We start from the raw sequence: 17,294 nt of genomic DNA, 5'->3' as shown, positions 1-17,294 counted from the left end.
AAATGCATTGGAGCCTGAAAAATGGATAAAGCGGATATCTCCTGGTTGCTCGTTTCAACCCTGCTAGTACTCATGATGGCCGCTCCCGGCCTGGCATTGTTCTATGGCGGCATGGTACGCAGCAAGAACGTGCTGTCGGTCATGCTGCAAGTACTGTGCACGTTCGCACTGGGAGTTGTGCTCTGGTTTATTTACGGTTACTCGTTGGCCTTTACAGAAGGCAATGCCTTTTTCGGCGGGCTGTCGCGCGCGTTTTTCTCGGGGATGTTCAATTCCGCAGACGGCACCTACTCGATGTCCGGTTCGTTGACCGAACTGCTGTTTGCATCGTTCCAGGCTACGTTTGCCGGGCTGACGTGCGCACTGATCGTAGGCAGCTTTGCCGAACGTGCACGCTTTTCCGCTGTGCTCGTGTTCACGATCATCTGGTTCACCTTTGCCTACGTGCCCATTGCGCACATGGTGTGGTTTGCCTCGGAGACCGCGCCTGGCTTGCTCAATGCCCGCCAAGCATTGGATTTCGCCGGCGGCACGGTGGTGCATATCAACGCGGGGATCGCAGGTCTGGTTGGTGCGTATGTCATCGGCAAACGCGTGGGTTATGGCCGCGAAGCAATGCAACCCCATAACCTGCCCATGACCTTCATCGGCGCCTCGCTGCTGTGGGTGGGTTGGTTTGGGTTCAATGGTGGCTCGGCACTGGCCGCAAACGAAGGCGCTACGCTGGCATTTTTTAACACCATGATTGCGACCGCTGGCGCGATTCTGGCTTGGCTGTTCACCGAATGGGCGATCAAGGGCAAGCCTTCGATGCTGGGTGCTGCTTCTGGCGCTATAGCAGGCCTGGTGGGTATTACGCCCGCTGCGGGTTTCGTTGGCCCAGGCGGCGCGCTCATCATCGGCGTGCTGGCTGGCATCGTCTGCGTATGGGGTGTCAATGGCCTGAAGCGCATGCTGCGTGCGGACGACTCTCTGGATGTATTCGGCGTGCACGGTGTCGGCGGTATCGTCGGTGCGCTGCTGACCGGTGTCTTCAATGCCAAAGCGTTGGGCGGTCTCGGCGCCGGCACGGGCGAAATCATGTCTCAGCTCTGGGTACAGTTGGAAGGCGTGCTGTTGACTATCGTGTGGTCGGGTGTGGTGGCATGGGTTGCCTACAAGATCGCCAATATGCTCTGCGGTATCCGCGTGCCTGAAGACCAAGAGCGCGAAGGCCTGGACGTGACCAGCCACGGCGAATCGGCGTACCACAGCTAAAAGGAAAGGGGCTGACGCCGCGCTGAATATAGCGGCAAACAGTCTCCCCAAGGGGAAAAGCCACCGATGTGAAAGCATCGGTGGCTTTTTTGTCGCCGGGCCGCCCCAAGACAAAAAAGCCCCCTCGGGGGGCAGCAAGCCGAAGGCGCAGCGTGGGGGCTTTTTTTATTTGTTGGTAGTATTTAGCCCGCTATTACCCATCCCCGATCAAATCTGCCTAGACTGCTCTCCATACCGCAATGCCAAAACGCATTGCCCACTATAAAAATGACTGGAGACCTGCATCATGGCAAAACTGATTCACACGATGGTACGTGTGCGAGATCTGGATAAATCGCTGGCGTTCTATCAAGCCGCATTTGGGCTTGAGCCCAGCTATCGTCTGGACTTTGATAGTTTCTCGCTCGTGTACTTGCGTAATAGCGAGAGCGAAACGGAAATCGAACTCACGTGGAACAAAGGCAAGAGCGAACCGTATACACACGGCGATGGATACGGGCATGTCGCTTTTGTGGTGGACGATGCCATCCACGAGCGCGAGCGCCTGACTGCGCTGGGGTTCGCCCCCAATGATCTCAAAGAATTTTTTGCCGCCGACGGCGCATTGATCGCGCGCTATTTCTTCGTTCAAGACCCTGACAATTACAAGATCGAAGTGCTCGAACGCCACGGGCATTATCAGTAGCTCAACGATGCCAGGCTATGGCAAAGACCAAGCCTTCGGCCAAGAAAAGCCTGCTCAAGACTACGATAAGGAGACACATATGCAATCCAAGCACATCGCGCTCGCTGTCGAGCGAGAACCGTCACGCGCCACAGGAAAGCCCTGTATTTCGCTCACGCGCCGAGCCTTGTTGAAAGGCACGGGCGTGTTATTCGGCACATTGGCGATGTCGTCCACGCTGGCCCTCATCGCGCCGAGCCGAGCCTGGGCGCTGGAATTAAAGAGCCTGGACGAGCATCAGGGAAAAGTCTTGCTTGCACTGGTCAAGCGCATCTATCCCCATGCCACATTAGAAGACGCGGTGTATGCACTCGTCGTCAAAGACCTGGACGGCAAGGCGGCAAACACGGCGGCGATACGGGACCAACTCGCCGAGGGCGTACGCAAGCTCGATGCGCAAGCAGGTGGTGATTGGTCCGCGCGTGCCGTCGCCGACCAGGACCGTGATGCGGCCGCATTGGCGGACACGCCATTTTTCCAGACCGTACGTTCGACAGCGGTGGTCTCGCTTTATTCCAATGCCCTGGCTTATGCCCATTTTGGTTATGGCGCACAGGCGGGAGATGGCGGCTATCTATATAAGGGATTCAATGATCTCGCGTGGCTGCCGAATCCCCCGGAACAAGACAGCGGCCCCATCCCGGCAAACTAATTAGAACAAGGAGACAGACATGGCGAACACCAATACTCAAGAACCGCCCGGCAAAAAATTTTCCCTCGACGATGATCATGTCATCGTGGTGATCGGCTCGGGCGCCGGCGGCGGCACATTGGCCAACGAACTCGCGCAGAAAGGGGTCGACGTCGTCATCCTCGAAGCCGGAAAATTGCATACGCAAGCCGATTTTCTGGCCGACGAATGGGCGTCGTTTCAGCAACTGGCGTGGCTCGACCCACGTACCGCATCGGGCTCATGGCGTATCGCAAAAGATTTTCCCAACCTGCCTGCATGGATCTGTAAAACCGTCGGAGGGACATCGGTGCACTGGGCCGGCGCCAGCCTGCGCATTCAGCCGTATGAATTCAAAGCGCTGACGACATATGGAAAAGTCGATGGTGCGACGCTGCTCGACTGGCCTATCACGCGCGAGGATCTTGATCCCTATTACGCTCGTGCCGAGAAAAAACTCGGCGTAACCCGTACGAACGGCTTGCCGGGTTTGCCGGGCAACAACAACTTCAAAATATTCCACGAAGGCGCCACCAAGATAGGCTACAAGCACGTCAACACGGGCCACATGGCGATCAACAGCGTGGCCAATGATGATCGGGCGCACTGTTATCAGCGGGGGTTCTGTTTTCAAGGCTGCCGATTCGGCGCGAAGTGGTCGACGTTATATACGGAGCTGCCACGCGCGATTGAAACCGGGCATGCGGAACTGCGTACCGAGGCACACGTGGCGCGTATCGAACATGATGAGGCGGGCAAGGTCAATGCCGTGCTGTACTACGACGCCAAAGGCGCGCTGCAACGGCAAAAAGCCCGTGCGGTGGCGGTGGCGGGGAATTCGATCGAAACACCACGTCTGTTGCTGAACTCGCATTCGGCGAAATTTGCCAATGGTTTGGCCAATAGCTCTGACCAGGTAGGCCGCAACTACATGCGGCATACGACGGGGTCGCTCTACGCCACCTTTGCAAATAAAGTCGATATGTACAAGGGCACGGTAATGGCCGGCATCGTCGAGGACGAGGCGCGCCACGATACATCGCGCGGGTTCGCGGGCGGTTATCACCTGGAGACGATATCCCTGGGACTGTCGTTCTATGCGGCGTTTCTGGATCCGGGCGCGTGGGGTGCGAAATTCGCTGATGCGATGGATCAGTATGCGCATACCGCGGGGCTATGGATCGTGGGCGAGGACATGCCCCAGGCCTCCAACCGGATCACCCTGAACACCGCGTTGAAAGACCAATACGGCCTGCCTGCGGCAGACGTACATTTCGACGATCATCCAAACGATGTTGCCATGCGCGAACATGGCTTCAAACAATCAGAGGCCCTGTATAAAGCCGCGGGCGCCAAAGACACGTATCGTGTACCGCCCTATCCTTCCACGCATAACCTCGGCACGGCACGGATGAGCGACAAACCCGAAGACGGCGTGGTCAACAAACATGGCCAGGCACACGATGTGCGTAATCTGTTTATTGCGGATGGCAGTCAATTTACGACAGGTGCGGCGGAGAACCCCACGCTGACGATCGTATCGTTGGCAATTCGCCAAGCGGACTACATCGCCGCACAGATGAAGCAAGGAGCGATTTGAACGCATGAGGCCATGAAATGGGGGAGACTACCAAGTGCGTCACCCTCACCACGGATGGCGATTACCGTACCGGCACCGGCACCGGCGGCTAATACGGAATCGGCGTAACATCATTGCGGCAAGCCCGGCGTTCGACCGGGCCCCGTTATTTCTCAAGGTAGGAGGACAATCGTGTGCCAGATCTATGTAAATACAGATCCGATTCTTTACGAGTCCCGCACGCGTTCGTTGCGCATTCACGGGGTGGTAACGACGGTCCGATTGGAAAATCTGTTCTGGAACGTCTTGCAGGAAATCGCGGAACGCGAGGACCTGACAACGAGTCAGTTCGCTATCAAATTGCACGACGAACTGCTCGCTCGCCATGGGGATATGCCGATGAGCTTTGCGTCGTTTTTGCGTGTTTGCTGTCTGCGGTATTTATCGCAGAAGAACACCGATCTCACGCCTTTATGCGACGGCCGCGACGCAACGCGGTTTCAGCCGGTATTGGCGCATGCGCGGTGACGCGCCGTTGAGCCGGTTGCCTGCTCAGCGTTTGACCGGCGGCGCCGGCTGCAGTGTTGCAATGCTGGCATCTATCAAACGGCTGGCGACTTCGGGCAGATAGCGCGCGGGTCCGCCCTCGCCAAACAGCTGGCAAGACACAAACGCCCCCTCCAGCAGCAACATCAATCCATCGGCCAGGATATCCGGCTCCCCAGCCCCCATCTCCGCTGCCAGCTCGACCATACGCGCACGCAGCGCCGCCTTGTGCGTCACGACGACTTGATGAGCGGGATGATCGGGTTCAGGGTACTCGACGACGGCGTTGGTCAAGCCGCAACCGCGATAGCGTGTGGTGGCCGGGGGCATGACGGCCTCGTCCGGTGTGACATGATCCGACGCCGGCTGCGTACGCTTGCCCGCCGAGCGTTGAGCCAGGCGTTCGAAATACACCATCAACGCAGCGCGTGGATCATCTGGGTGAATGGCCGCTCCCTCGTTGAACTTGGCCCAGAACTCCCTCTCGTAGTCGCGTAAATACGACGCCGCCAATTCGTCCTTCGACGAAAAGCTGCGATACAGACTGGGCTTGGTCACGCCCGCCTCGGCCACCAAGGCGTCCACGCCGACCGCGCGAATGCCATCCTCATAGAACATGCGGCGCGCGGTCTCGCGAATACGTTCGGACGCCAGCTTGGGGGGAGCCGATTTAGGGGACGGCTCGGCCGCGGCAGAGGAAGCAGTTTTACGGGTCATGGCGATACTCCTGACATCGAATCAATATTTTTACTTGACGATGTTACTGACCGGTACGTAGCATACGAGTTCCCGATACGTACTGGTCAGTAATATGAGTATATCCCAGCTCCCCGGCCCCTTTCGGCACTATGGGCAACGCTACGCCTTTGTGGTGGTTGCCGTCATCTTTTTATCTCTGCTGGTCTCGGCAGGCCTGCGCTCTACGCCCAGTGTCTTGCTCGTCCCGCTGGAGGAACACTTTGGCTGGAGCCGTGCAACCACGTCGCTTTCCGCGGCAGTCGGGATTTTTCTGTACGGTTTGGTGGGGCCATTTGCCGCCGCCGCAATGGAACGCTTTGGTGTACGCCGGGTATTGATTGCCGCATTGAGCTTGATGGCGGTGTCTACCGGGCTCAGCAGTTTCATGACGCAATCCTGGCATTTGCTGCTGACTTGGGGGGTGTTTTCCGGGATTGGCTCGGGCGCAGTGGCCGTTGTGCTGGGAGCGACGGTGGTCAATCGCTGGTTTGCGTCCCGCCGTGGCTTGATGATGGGTTTGCTGACTGCCAGTACGGCAACCGGGACGTTGCTGTTTTTGCCTGGCTTGGCCGCCCTCGCCTCCTCGGGTGACTGGCGGCGTGCGGTGTGGGCCGTGACAGCGGCGACCGCAGCATTGATACCCGTGGCCTGGTGGCTGGTACGTGACCGGCCTGCCAGCGTGGGTCTGACGCCCTATGGTGCTGCCCCCGATACGCCGCTGGCAGCAGCGGCGCCGCGCACAGGCTTGCTGGCAGCGACATTCGGGGCCTTGAATCGTGCGATTCGCACACGCACATTCTGGTATTTGTTTGCCACGTTTTTCGTCTGCGGTTTTACGACGAATGGCCTGGTGGGCACGCATTTGATTGCGCTGTGCGGTGACCATGGGATTCCCGAGGTTCGTGCGGCAGGACTGCTGGCCGTCATGGGGGTTTTTGATCTGATCGGCACGACGGCGTCCGGATGGCTGACAGATCGCTATGACCCACGCAAGCTGCTGTTTGTTTACTACGGGCTGCGCGGATTGGCGCTGATGTACCTGCCCTATTCCGATTTCTCGTTCTATAGCCTGTCGATTTTTGCGATATTTTTCGGTCTGGATTGGATCGCGACCGTACCGCCCACATTGCGCCTGACGACCGAGGCATTCGGCGAACGCGATGCCCCTATTGTGTTTGGCTGGATCGTCGCAGGCCATCAAGTGGGCGCTGCGTCGGCGGCGTGGATGGCGGGCTATATTCGCGACACGCAAGGCAGTTATTTGGTCGCGTTCGTGTTGGCGGGCTCTACCGGCATCATCGCGGCCATCCTGGCGCTGATGATTCGGCGCTCGGGCAGCAGATCGCCCGAGCCGAATACATTGCCGGCAACTTGAGGTTGGCTCAATAGCGATATTTCAACGCCAGATTCCCTCCCGTCTCGTGATACCCGGATTTGCCTTGGTTGCGGAACAAGGCAACGTCGAGTGCGACACGCTGATTGATGTCGCCCTCCACACCCAATTTCAATTGGCCTGTGTTGCGCCCGCCATTCATCTCGGCGCCCACTCCGTTCATACGCAATGCGTAGTTTTTGCTGGAGTGCAACCAGTTGAGCTCGAGATGGGGAGTGATAGTCGAGGTCAATCCGCTGGGAACGTGGGCAGCCGCCCGTACACCGAGCACCGTCTGCGTACGGCCACGATTCAGGAACTCGACGCGGGTACCGTTCTCCTCGCGCAGACTGTCGGATCGCACGTTTTGATAAATGATCTGCGCGTGAGGCTGCAGCACGTACTTCACGTTATTGTGCTCGGCAATCTTGGCGTTGTAGCCCAGCTCTGCCGAGGCGGTGACGCCTTTTGAGGTGTATCTCTCATTCGGCAAGTCATCGCCCTTGACCTTGTTGTTGAACCGGTTCCACAGCACCCAGCTGTCCAGGTAGATCCCCGACTGGGTATCGGCGTTTTGCTGGTAGGTGCCATAGATCCCCACGCTGTGACCATCTACCCTGCCGTGGCTGGAATAGCCTGACACACGCGATGCCGTGTGGCCACGGTAATGGCCGTATCCGCCCATGAGGCCGATCGTGAACTGATCGAGCAGGTCGGTCGAACTCGCGAGCATATCGATGCCCAGCATCACGATGTTTTTATCGCCCCGGATACGCAACTGCCCGGAGGCGTCATTGAAGTGATCGCGCGCGCCGTTGTACCGCACCCACGCACTGCCGCGATGACCATGGCCTTCGCCCTGGTAGTAGCTGCTGAGCCGGTCGTTCAGATTCATCTGGAACATGGTGTTGGCTGCCAGGGCATTGCTGTTGTAGGAACCTGCTTCGGGACGGATGATCTTTATGCGAGGTGCGAAGAGCACATCCTCGGAGAATGTTTCCTCCCGCGACGTGTCGTCGTTCGAGCGTGACAAGTCGCCTGCATTGGCCGCTACATCCGTCTCGTCCTCGGGTAACGTGCCTTTCTCTGACTGTGTGTCGTCCAATGACGGTGTTTGATCGACGTTTTCAGGTGGTGGTGCTATCTGCAGAGGTGCATTCGACGGATTATTGAACACGACAGGCGGTGTCCTGGCCACCCGGTGTTGTTGCCCGATGGGTATCCCAACGGGCCTGCCGTCCGCTGTCTGAGATGAGCCGTCCTCTGCCGGAGATAGGTCGTCCTCTGCTTCAGTTGATTGCTTGCCATTTTCCCCCGCTGATGATGCATCACTCACCAAATACCAGTTCTTCGATGCATCGGTATCTGGATAGCTGCTATCTCCTCGTACGAGCCGGTACTCATAGGTGCCCGCTACGGCGCGCTGCTTCATGATGAATTCCGCCTCTGAGTTTCCAGCTACGGTAATCAATTTGATAGAGCCGCGAGCATAATCCATAGCGGCGCCACCCCCGCCCAAGTTAACAACGTTGACTTGCGACTCGCCGCTGCTGTTTCCCATGATCACCAGTTTGTCGTGGACAATCTTGGTCCCCGGAACAAACCAAGGCGATGGGTCAGAGCGCGAATGGATCGCCATATGCACGGCACTGTTCTTTTCGCCATGGTAGTCACCCTGCACATAAAGCGTACTGCCGGCCCCGCTTGACAGGTTATGAATCCAAACATCGCCGCGGTTGGTCAGATTGCCTTTAACGGCGAAAGATTTGATTTGATTTTCGCTCGTCTCGCTCAACGTGCCGACTTGCAGCGATGCGCCGCGCTCTACCAGAATACGCTGATCCCGCGCTCTCCCAGGCTCATAGTCGGGTGCGGCCAGAGTGTTGGTTATTAACTGGGCGCCGTTTTTCACAAAGATCTGCTTTGCAGCAATGCTGTGGCCATCCATCTGCAACGCGTTGCGTGTGATGATCACTTGACCCTCAAAATCGCTGGCGTACATAAGCACCGGTTGAGCGGCGTCACCGCCCCAGATGATCAATTTGCTCTGGCGATCACCGATAACATGCACATCACTGAAGGCATAACCGTCCTGCGTCTTCATATCGACATCGACCACCACGGTTTGAGAGCCGAACAGAACCCTGCGGGTCGAGTTGAGCCTCTCGTTCACGGTTTGCTCTTCGGTGCGAAGTCTGGAGAAACGATTCGCGCGAGACGCTTGTTCAGGCGCGCCATGGCCGACATACGGGCCGAACGCAGATTGTGCCGAACTGGGTATGAGCAACGACGCCAGCAACACGTATGACGTAAGTCTCGTGGATTGCTGTGCCCATTGTTTGCGCAACGCTGGGACAATTGCCCAGTCGCGAAAACGCCTGCTTCCATTGAGGTTGAAGATCGTGATCATTGGCTTTCTCCCGCGCAATAAATGACGCGGGTTATTGAGCCATGGCCTCTCGGAAAACCAAAAAAATATGCCAAGGAAGCACAGAAACGGGACTAACCTGACAAGACCAGTTCACTCGTCACCATTATGACACGCTGCAACCGGCCTTGCCGTCACGGCGGATTCCATCCGTCTATCCAAACTCGTAGCGCAGCCCTGCCGAAATCGCCTTGCTGTTTACACCATGATGGTCGAGCTGCATGTCGACGTTGATGAACCAGTTCAGATGTGAGGAATCCTGGCGAGTGACAGCTCCTACACCCAACCAGCCACTATGCCGCGGCAGTCCAATCCCCTGCAGGGTGAACGTGGCATCGGGTACGCCGTTGAATGCCGCGGAGAATCTCAGGCTGGCTGGATTGCCGTAGCGATAAGCGCCCGCCGCCGTCAGTGTTGTCTCGCCAGCCGCCCACCGCATCGGCCCGGATCGATAGCGCATGCCGAACAATGCTGCGCTTTGTTTATACGACATATGATGCGCACGCAAGCCAAACTGGCTGCCAGTTTCTTGAAAAGCGCCACGACGCAGATGGTTGTATTCGATGCCTGTAAAAGGCGTATAGGTTGATGACCCCAAGGGCAAAACACGACCTAGCTCTGCATATGCGGATGTCACACCATCATGACGGCTGCTGGCGATATGCTCGGCCTGTCCAATCACGATGTCCCGCTCGACGTCGGTATGGATCCAATCGTGGCCCAAGCGGCCAGCCAAGTAATTTCCTGTTTCTGCGCCATAGCGCCCATAAAGAGAAAGTCCTACGCTGCGGCCCTTGGAACGGCCACCCAGCCCGTCAAAAGCTGCATTCGCCTGCGACCATGAGAATGCTGCTCCGATGATCGTATGCGAGCTCGATCGATGGTCTATCCCCAACTGCGCGCCAAACAAATACGTATCGGCGCTGGCGTAACCAGACTGCCGCAGTTTGCCATCGGCGCCCAGCATGTTGATCCATAGTCCGCCGCCGTCGTGTGCACGGCTCAGCTCGTCGACACGGTTGGACAACGCACGATTGACGATCTGTGCCTGCTGAAAACTCAATGCTTGAGACGACGCGTAGACTTCGCCTGTCAGGCTACTCAATGTGATGCCCAGGGCATCTGTGGAGTCGGCGTGTTGCAATACCGCTGCCTGCGATATGAACGCGTCGCTCACCTCAAGGGGTTCACCCTGCAATCTGCGATCCACTGCTGCAAACGAGGTCTCGACGGCAAGTGCGCCGGCTTGTAGCGCCCGCCCGTGGGCGAACAGCACCCGCGCTGCGGCGGCAACGTTATATCTGTCGATCAGCACATCGACCTGTTCGGAACCATACTCCACCGTGGCCTGGTACAAGCCAGCTATCGCGACAGCGCTGAACTCGCCAATGATCTCGCCGGCGCGCATTAGCACCCGGGCCGCCGTTGATATGTAGATCTGATCGGGCGACAAAATATGCAAGCTCGAGTCGCCGATATACGCTCGCCCGTCAATATCGAATACGGCGCCGACCGGCATATAGACATGCAACGTCGATCCCATCTCAATGTAGTCGCCTTGCACGTGCAAGCCCTTGCCCTCCAGGTACAAGTCGCCGGCATTCACAAAATCGCCGCCGATCTTGCCTCCGTTGCTGATGAGGATGGCTCCCTGAGACAGGGACAGCCAGCCTGCAACGCTGCCGTGGAGCTCCAGGACTCCTTCCAAAACTTGCGTGCCGCCGGCGTAAGTATTTTTCCCCCACAACGCCAATCTGCCACTGCCTTTTTTGATCAGCCCACGATCACCGGCAATATTGTTATAAAAACTGGATGACGGTACGGAGCTCGGGATATCGGCAATGAAATCCCCGCCCAAGGTAAGCTGCGAATCAAACAAGGCCGGGCCGCGCACGGCACGATCCGCATTCAGACGCCCCCATCCGTAGATCTCAGGCGTTCCAATATAATCCGCCGTGGAAAGCAAGGTCTGCCGCAACGCGCTGTTATCCATCCACGGATGAGCTTGAGCAACCAGCGCCGCGGTACCAACCACCACTGGAGCGGCATATGAGGTCCCGTCATACTTGCCCACAGGCCTTTCCACTGCACTGATGCACCAATTGGAGGCTTCGCCGCATGCATTCGCATAGGACGGCAATACGCCTTCAGGACTAACAGACGTCACGGCGAGCCATCCTGGTTGCAACCCGGGCGTCAGAATGGGCAGCAATGCTGGATAGGCGGGGTCTGATGCACCCGCATTCCCCGTCGCCCAAACCAGAAGCATCCCATTGTCCAGAACCGCGCGAAGCATCGTTGCCTGTATACGCCTAATGAGTGCGTCGTCGTTGTGAGCCAAGCTGTCACCGCTGCGCAGCGCTCGGATCGTCTCCTGGAGCGAATCATTCCACCCCCACGAGTGATTGACGATAGTCACATTATGTTTAAACAACTCGTCGTATAAGTCGTCGGAACCGGAATCGAAGTTCTTATTTGTCATGTATAGACGACAGCCCTGAGCAATGCCCTGAGCGTGCGCATCTCCAGCGGGCTTGCTTGCCACGATGCGGGAGACTACCAGACCGTGATCCCCCACGCCCTCGCTTCCCTCAGGCGGGGCATTGAGATATACCAAGACACCGTCCAAAGCGGAGCGATGTGGAGAAGAGTCGTCTGGCGCGACACTCCAGTCGGATATACCGACCTTGAGCCCCTCTCCGTTAAAATCAGAGGCATAAACGGGATGTGGCGCAAGGGTGCCTTTGAGCGGCCAACGAGGAACTGTGATGGTGGGCTCGCTCAGCTCGGTGACGCCATCGAGGTCTACTCTGAATAGGACCTCGTTGTTTCCATCAGAAAAAACGCGAGTTGCTTGTCCAAGCCCCTTGCCGGGCGACCTCGCCTGGGCCGCGCTGAAAGCCACTGCCAATACGCACGCCAATGCCATGATCGTCGGTGCGCATCTGTACGTGAACGTAGTCCTTCTTGAATTCATTCCCCATGCCGTTGACAGCATTGCTATTGGCGGCATTGTGATCAATGCCGGATCTGGTCAAAGCAAAGGCTGTTCCGAAGAAGAGAATTCGGACGATTAGAAACAGCAAGACCGGTCGTGGTTCATCGGCGATGGTGTTATTCCTTTTTTAGCAAGCACCGGCTCCGTACTGTTGCACAACTCAGGACGCCGCTGGCGGCGCCGTGCGCACCGTACGCATCTGATAGGCCTTGCGCCCTTTCAAATGACCGCGGATCAAGGATTCCGCCTCTTCCCCATCGCGCCGTAGCAAGGCGCCGACAAACGCCTCGTGGTCGTTCATCGCCTTGGTCCATTCGTCCAGATCGAAGTTTGAGCGGTAGCGCAGTGCCTGGACTTGCAGATTGAATCGGTCGTAGGCGTGCGTCAGCGCGGGGTTGTGCGCCGCGCGATTGATTGCGATGTGCGTGCCCATGCTGGTGGCGTAGTAGGCACGGATGTCCCGGTTGTTGTAGTGATCGCGCGTCTGCTCGTGCAACTGCGCGATGTGCGCGAGTTCTGCGTCCGTGGCACGCTCTGCCGCACTGTGGGCGGCTAAGCCTTCCAGTACCGCCAATACATCGAAGATGTTCTCGATGTCTTCGGCAGACAGCTCTATCACCATGGCGCCGCGCTTGGGCTGCAACGTCAACAACCCGTCCGAGGCCAGCATCCGGTAGGCCTCGCGCAGCGGCGTGCGCGAAATTTTCAGGCGGTCGCACAGGTCACGCTCATTGAGCCAGGTGCCCGGCTTGAGCGTGCCATCAATGATCAATTGGCGCAGCCGTTCAGCCACGACGGCCGGCAAAGTGGGATGGTGAATGGCCAAATCCAGGGGGGATTGGTCAGAAACCGAAGCTTCAGCGTTAGCCATGGGTTGTTCGTACGTCCTAAATCGTCTATTGTTGTATCTGGTATACCAAACACCAAAGGCATACCAAGCCTGTGCCAATCATAGAGCAAGCCATGCCCGGACAGGCTCACATACTGAGGAGACATACCCCTATGCATACCCCCGTTCGTGCCTGGGCCAGCGCCCTGGCGATCACCACACTGCTATCCGCCGGCGCCCCTGCTCTAGCCCAGGACGCGTCGAAATGGCCTGAACGGCCGATCCGCCTGGTTGTCGGTTTCGTGCCCGGCGGCGGCACAGATGTGTCGGCGCGCATTCTGTCGGCGAAACTTTCCAGCGTTTTAGGCCAGCAGATCGTCGTGGAAAACAAACCCGGCGCCTCGGGCTTGATCGCGTCCGATTACGTGGCCAAGGCGGATCCCGATGGCTATACGCTGATGCTGGCCAATATGCAGTCGACCGTGTCCGCGCCCTATGTGGTCCAGTCGGATATCGACCCGAGCAGGGATTTCACCGCCGTGCGCTACATCGGGTCGGTGCCGAATGTATTGGTGATCAATCCCACCAAGCACGACTACAAGACAGTACAAAATCTGATCGACGACGCCAAGGCTCATCCCAAACAACTGCTATACGCGTCATCCGGCCAGGGCAGCCCGCAACATCTGAGTGCCGCCCGGTTCTCGCAAATTGCCGGTGTGGAGATGGAACACGTGCCGTATAAGGGCAGCGGCCAGGCGATGACGGACCTGTTGGGCGGCAACGTGGACATGAATTTCGATACGTTGCCAGGCGCGATCGGTCAGGTCCAGGCCGGCAAATTGCGCCCACTGGCTGTCACCAGCGCGCAGCGCAGCAAGCGTTTGCCTGAGGTCCCCACTCTGGGCGAGGCCGGCATCAAGGGGATGGACATCATCCAATGGTATGCCTTGCTGGCGCCTGCCAAATTACCCAAACCGATCCTGGACAAGCTGGACCAGGCCGTGGCACAGACCCTGGCCGATCCTGATATCCAGGCGAAACTGGCCGACCAAGGTATGGAGTTGGGCGGCGGTCCCGAGACGCCGGCCGAGTTCGCCAGCTATATCAAGGACGAATGGAGCAAATACGGAAAAATCACCAGCAGTCTGGGCTTGACCAAGCAATAGGCCATCTCGGCTCACCCCGATGGCCGGTCTTCTCAGACGTCCATACGCAATTTCTTTGACTGACCCTGCAGCCTGTCGGCTGCGCCCTTTTCCCACCCGGCATCAATATCGAGGCTGATCGGAGATCTAATGAACGCAACTTCCACCACCAACGCTGCCGGCGAATCGCTGGTTCAGGTGCAACGCGATGGCGGCATCGTGACTGTCGTCCTGAACCGTCCGGAAAAGCTCAATGCCTTCACCATCGATGGCTGGCGATTGCTGGGCGATACCTTTCTGGAACTGAACGAGGATGACAGCGTGCGCTGCATCGTGTTGCGCGGCGCGGGTGAAAAGTCCTTTTCGCCGGGCAACGACATCAGCGAATTCGAAACCTCGCGCAGCAATAAAAAACAAGCCGTCGCGTACGGCGCGGTCATGCGCCGCACGATCGAGTCGCTGGCCAACTGCCGTCATCCGATCGTGGCCCAGATTCATGGGATTTGCGTGGGCGGCGGGCTGGAGATCGCCAGCCTGGCCGACATCCGCATTTGCGGCGAGAGCTCGCGTTTTGGCGTGCCGATCAAGAACCTCGGTCTGGTGATGTCCTATTCGGAACTGTCGCCCCTGGTGCGTCTGGTGGGCCCCACGGTAGCACTGCAGGTGCTGCTGGAAGGCACGATTTTCGACGCCAGCGAGGCCCTGCGGCTGGGCGTGGTCACGCGGGTAGCAGCGGACGATCAGGTCGCCGCCGAGGTCCAGGCGACCGCACGCCGCGTCGCCGAAGGCGCGCCGCTGGTGGCGCGCTGGCACAAGAAATTTGTCCGCAATCTGATGTCAGGCACGCCATTGACCGACGCCGATCGCGACGAGGCCTTCGATTGTTTTGATACGGAAGACTTCCGCACAGGCTATCGCGCGTTTTTGGCGAAAGAAAAACCCCAGTTCAACGGACGCTGAGCCCGTTTCAGGAAACACTATGGAAAAGCACGCTTCCGATACCCCCTCTGCAACCGGCGCTGCCAAAGGCGCGTTGGCAGGCATGCGCGTGATCGAGTTGTCGCAGATCATGGCGGGCCCCACCTGCGGCATGATGTTGGCCGACTTGGGCGCCGACGTGATCAAGGTTGAAAAAATCAACGGCGGCGACGATTCACGGCAGTATCGAGACCCGCAGATCAATGGAATCTCGGCGCCGTATTTGATGCTGAACCGGAACAAGCGCGCCATCGCGCTGGATTTGAAGCATCCCGAGGGCAAGAAGGTCCTGCTGCGCATGATCCGGGACGCCGATGTCGTCACGGAGAATTTTCGCAAAGGCACGATGGAGAAACTGGGCCTGGGTTACGAGACGCTGCGCAAGGAAAATCCTGGTCTGATCTACTGCGCGGTATCGGGCTATGGTTTGTCGGGTCCCTATGCGGACAAAGGGGGCTTTGATCTGGTCGCTCAGGGTTTCTCGGGCCTGATGGCGATTACCGGTGAGCCCGGCGGCCCGCCGCTGCGTACGGGGAACTCGGTGGCCGATATCAATGCGGGCTTGCTGGCGGCGTTCGGCGTGTTGGCGGCGTACCAACACAAGCAACGTACAGGCGAAGGCCAGATCGTCGAGACTTCGTTGCTGGAGGCCAGCCTGCAGCAGTTGTATTGGCATGCCGCGATTTATTTTGGCAGCGGCGTATCGCCTGGGCCTACCGGGTCGGCGCATGTCCTGAGCACCCCGTACCAGGCGTTTCCTACAGGCACGGACTGGATCATCATCGGCGGGGCCAACGAAAAGAACTGGCAGCGTATTGCAGCGGCGTTAGGTAAGCCTGAATGGGCCGAGGATCCACGCTTTGCGCGCAACCGGGACCGGATGAACAATCGCGATGAACTTGTCGAAAGTATGTCCGCTATCTTGAAAACGCGTAGTGCGCAGGAATGGCTGGATATTTTCGATGAGGCTGGCGTACCGGCTGGGCCCGTGCATTCAATCGCACAGGCGCTGTCGCATCCGCAGACATTGGCGCGCGGTATGGTGGTGGAACAGGAGCACTCCGTTGCGGGTACGGTGCGTACCGTGGGGATGCCGGTCAAGCTGTCGGCTACACCGGCGCAGTACCATCGGCCTGCTCCGCAGCTGGGTGAGGATACGATCGCTATTCTGGGGGAGTTTGGCTATAGCGAGTCGGAGATTGATGCTTTGATCAATGCGGGGGTTGTGGCGGCGATCGATCGCGAGGCTGCTACCGCGTAGGTGTGGCGTTTTGTGGATTCGGTTAGGGGTGTGGGTTAGGTGCGGAGGGTGGCGTGCTTATTGGACGTCGAGCCGAGGCAATCGGGCCGTGGGGGCTNCACAAAGCCGGTCCGGCGCGCGGGCGCCGGACACCGTGTTCGCTCGTTTCGTCCGCGCCTTCGCGCTCCCTTCAACGTCCGCTCCACTCGGCTTTGAGGCGCCCCCACGGCCCGATTGCCTCGGCTCGACTCGCAGTAACTCAAGCTCATCACATCGCTGGCACGGCTGTTTTGCTTGGCGTTTTTCTGTGACCGTGTTGGCAAAGAGGAAGATCTTGCGGGGCTGCTATTCGCGCGTGCCCTGCACACGCGCGAATAGCGATCGGTCCGGGCATGCGGCGAGGTGGCAGGGTGCCAGGTTGGAAGATCTGCTTGGCTAGAGTTAATGCATGCGGAGATACGTCGCACATCTTTGGATGTCGCGCAGTCGTGGAGCGAACAATCGCCTGTTTATCTATGAGAAATCGTTGCTCGAGAGATCTTCTGTTTGCCACCGATGCCAAAGCCCTCGCATGCAGATCACGAACGCTATTCATTGGCGCGCCCATAGGCGCCAATGAATAGCCGCCCTGCAAGATTTTCATCTTTGCAGAAATCATCGCCTACGAAGCCTACGTAGACCACCCGTGCCAGCGACGGGGGAATCAGAGATGCTGTGAGTCGAAGCGGGGCAGTGACCGTGTTGGCGCGCCTCGGAGTCGAGCGAGGGAAACCGAAGGAGCGTAGCG

Annotated in this window: 14 protein-coding genes; 10 read left to right on the top strand and 4 right to left on the bottom strand. The window is 58.3% G+C overall.

Going from position 1 to position 17,294, the window contains the following annotated elements; translation table 11 throughout:
• Positions 1-21 precede the first annotated feature (21 nt).
• The 5 genes from amt (at position 22) to ACNA0J_RS20125 (ending at position 4,758) form a co-directional block, all read left to right on the top strand.
• Complete coding sequence (gene amt, locus ACNA0J_RS20145; RefSeq protein WP_415820646.1) at positions 22-1,257, top strand: ammonium transporter; 1,236 nt, start codon at positions 22-24, stop codon at positions 1,255-1,257.
• Positions 1,258-1,543: 286 nt separating this feature from the next.
• Complete coding sequence (locus ACNA0J_RS20140) at positions 1,544-1,942, top strand: VOC family protein (RefSeq protein WP_415820645.1); 399 nt, start codon at positions 1,544-1,546, stop codon at positions 1,940-1,942.
• A gap of 79 nt (positions 1,943-2,021) precedes the next feature.
• On the top strand, positions 2,022-2,633 hold the full coding sequence (locus ACNA0J_RS20135) for a tat (twin-arginine translocation) pathway signal sequence (protein WP_415820644.1): 612 nt from the start codon (positions 2,022-2,024) through the stop codon (positions 2,631-2,633).
• 19 nt (positions 2,634-2,652) lie between these two features.
• On the top strand, positions 2,653-4,251 hold the full coding sequence (locus tag ACNA0J_RS20130) for a GMC family oxidoreductase (protein ID WP_415820643.1): 1,599 nt from the start codon (positions 2,653-2,655) through the stop codon (positions 4,249-4,251).
• Between the two features lie 171 nt (positions 4,252-4,422).
• Entirely contained in the window at positions 4,423-4,758 is a 336-nt protein-coding gene (locus tag ACNA0J_RS20125) for a ribbon-helix-helix domain-containing protein (RefSeq protein ID WP_094821715.1), read from the top strand.
• 24 nt (positions 4,759-4,782) lie between these two features.
• Here the strand turns inward: ACNA0J_RS20125 and ACNA0J_RS20120 are convergent, their stop codons facing one another.
• Complete coding sequence (locus ACNA0J_RS20120; RefSeq protein WP_415820642.1) at positions 4,783-5,493, bottom strand: TetR/AcrR family transcriptional regulator; 711 nt, start codon at positions 5,491-5,493, stop codon at positions 4,783-4,785.
• Between the two features lie 94 nt (positions 5,494-5,587).
• Between ACNA0J_RS20120 and ACNA0J_RS20115 the strand changes: the two genes are divergently transcribed.
• Positions 5,588-6,889 carry an MFS transporter gene (locus ACNA0J_RS20115; RefSeq protein ID WP_415820641.1) on the top strand — a complete coding sequence of 434 codons (1,302 nt, stop codon included), beginning with the start codon at positions 5,588-5,590 and terminating at the stop codon, positions 6,887-6,889.
• Between the two features lie 7 nt (positions 6,890-6,896).
• Here the strand turns inward: ACNA0J_RS20115 and ACNA0J_RS20110 are convergent, their stop codons facing one another.
• Together ACNA0J_RS20110 and ACNA0J_RS20105 are read right to left on the bottom strand one after the other, a co-directional pair.
• Positions 6,897-9,296: an autotransporter family protein gene (locus ACNA0J_RS20110; RefSeq protein ID WP_415820640.1), complete on the bottom strand. Its 2,400-nt coding sequence runs from the start codon at positions 9,294-9,296 to the stop codon at positions 6,897-6,899.
• 172 nt (positions 9,297-9,468) lie between these two features.
• Positions 9,469-11,931 (bottom strand): autotransporter domain-containing protein, encoded by a 2,463-nt coding sequence (locus tag ACNA0J_RS20105; protein ID WP_415820639.1) that lies wholly within the window; start codon positions 11,929-11,931, stop codon positions 9,469-9,471.
• A gap of 151 nt (positions 11,932-12,082) precedes the next feature.
• Here ACNA0J_RS20105 and ACNA0J_RS20100 point away from each other — a divergent pair, with 151 nt between their 5' ends.
• Complete coding sequence (locus ACNA0J_RS20100) at positions 12,083-12,391, top strand: hypothetical protein (protein WP_415820638.1); 309 nt, start codon at positions 12,083-12,085, stop codon at positions 12,389-12,391.
• A gap of 81 nt (positions 12,392-12,472) precedes the next feature.
• On the opposite strand, the gene ACNA0J_RS20095 is transcribed toward ACNA0J_RS20100, so the two are convergent.
• On the bottom strand, positions 12,473-13,183 hold the full coding sequence (locus tag ACNA0J_RS20095) for a GntR family transcriptional regulator (protein WP_415820637.1): 711 nt from the start codon (positions 13,181-13,183) through the stop codon (positions 12,473-12,475).
• A 131-nt stretch (positions 13,184-13,314) separates the two neighbouring features.
• On the opposite strand from ACNA0J_RS20095, the gene ACNA0J_RS20090 reads away from it, so the two are divergent.
• From ACNA0J_RS20090 to ACNA0J_RS20080, 3 genes are all read left to right on the top strand, one after another.
• Positions 13,315-14,310 (top strand): Bug family tripartite tricarboxylate transporter substrate binding protein, encoded by a 996-nt coding sequence (locus ACNA0J_RS20090; protein WP_415820636.1) that lies wholly within the window; start codon positions 13,315-13,317, stop codon positions 14,308-14,310.
• Positions 14,311-14,439: 129 nt separating this feature from the next.
• On the top strand, positions 14,440-15,249 hold the full coding sequence (locus ACNA0J_RS20085; protein WP_415820635.1) for an enoyl-CoA hydratase/isomerase family protein: 810 nt from the start codon (positions 14,440-14,442) through the stop codon (positions 15,247-15,249).
• Between the two features lie 19 nt (positions 15,250-15,268).
• A complete protein-coding gene (locus ACNA0J_RS20080; RefSeq protein ID WP_415820634.1) occupies positions 15,269-16,528 on the top strand; it encodes a CaiB/BaiF CoA transferase family protein in 1,260 nt (419 codons plus the stop codon).
• Positions 16,529-17,294: the final 766 nt, after the last annotated feature.

The organism is Bordetella tumbae (assembly GCF_965139195.1).
GTDB classification, from domain to species: Bacteria; Pseudomonadota; Gammaproteobacteria; order Burkholderiales; family Burkholderiaceae_B; genus Bordetella_A; species Bordetella_A tumbae.
Note: the sequence above shows the minus strand (reverse complement) of the source record. Positions and strands in the feature narration are given on the sequence as shown.

Excerpts from the sequence above, each read along its gene's own strand:
- ACNA0J_RS20140 (WP_415820645.1), top strand. The coding sequence starts at position 1,544 with ATGGCAAAACTGATTCACACGATGGTACGTGTGCGAGATCTGGATAAA.
- ACNA0J_RS20100 (WP_415820638.1), top strand. The coding sequence starts at position 12,083 with ATGGTGGGCTCGCTCAGCTCGGTGACGCCATCGAGGTCTACTCTGAAT.
- ACNA0J_RS20120 (WP_415820642.1), bottom strand. The coding sequence starts at position 5,493 with ATGACCCGTAAAACTGCTTCCTCTGCCGCGGCCGAGCCGTCCCCTAAA.
- ACNA0J_RS20095 (WP_415820637.1), bottom strand. The coding sequence starts at position 13,183 with ATGGCTAACGCTGAAGCTTCGGTTTCTGACCAATCCCCCCTGGATTTG.
- ACNA0J_RS20130 (WP_415820643.1), top strand. The coding sequence starts at position 2,653 with ATGGCGAACACCAATACTCAAGAACCGCCCGGCAAAAAATTTTCCCTC.
- ACNA0J_RS20115 (WP_415820641.1), top strand. The coding sequence starts at position 5,588 with ATGAGTATATCCCAGCTCCCCGGCCCCTTTCGGCACTATGGGCAACGC.
- ACNA0J_RS20080 (WP_415820634.1), top strand. The coding sequence starts at position 15,269 with ATGGAAAAGCACGCTTCCGATACCCCCTCTGCAACCGGCGCTGCCAAA.
- ACNA0J_RS20110 (WP_415820640.1), bottom strand. The coding sequence starts at position 9,296 with ATGATCACGATCTTCAACCTCAATGGAAGCAGGCGTTTTCGCGACTGG.
- ACNA0J_RS20090 (WP_415820636.1), top strand. The coding sequence starts at position 13,315 with ATGCATACCCCCGTTCGTGCCTGGGCCAGCGCCCTGGCGATCACCACA.
- ACNA0J_RS20085 (WP_415820635.1), top strand. The coding sequence starts at position 14,440 with ATGAACGCAACTTCCACCACCAACGCTGCCGGCGAATCGCTGGTTCAG.
- amt (WP_415820646.1), top strand. The coding sequence starts at position 22 with ATGGATAAAGCGGATATCTCCTGGTTGCTCGTTTCAACCCTGCTAGTA.
- ACNA0J_RS20135 (WP_415820644.1), top strand. The coding sequence starts at position 2,022 with ATGCAATCCAAGCACATCGCGCTCGCTGTCGAGCGAGAACCGTCACGC.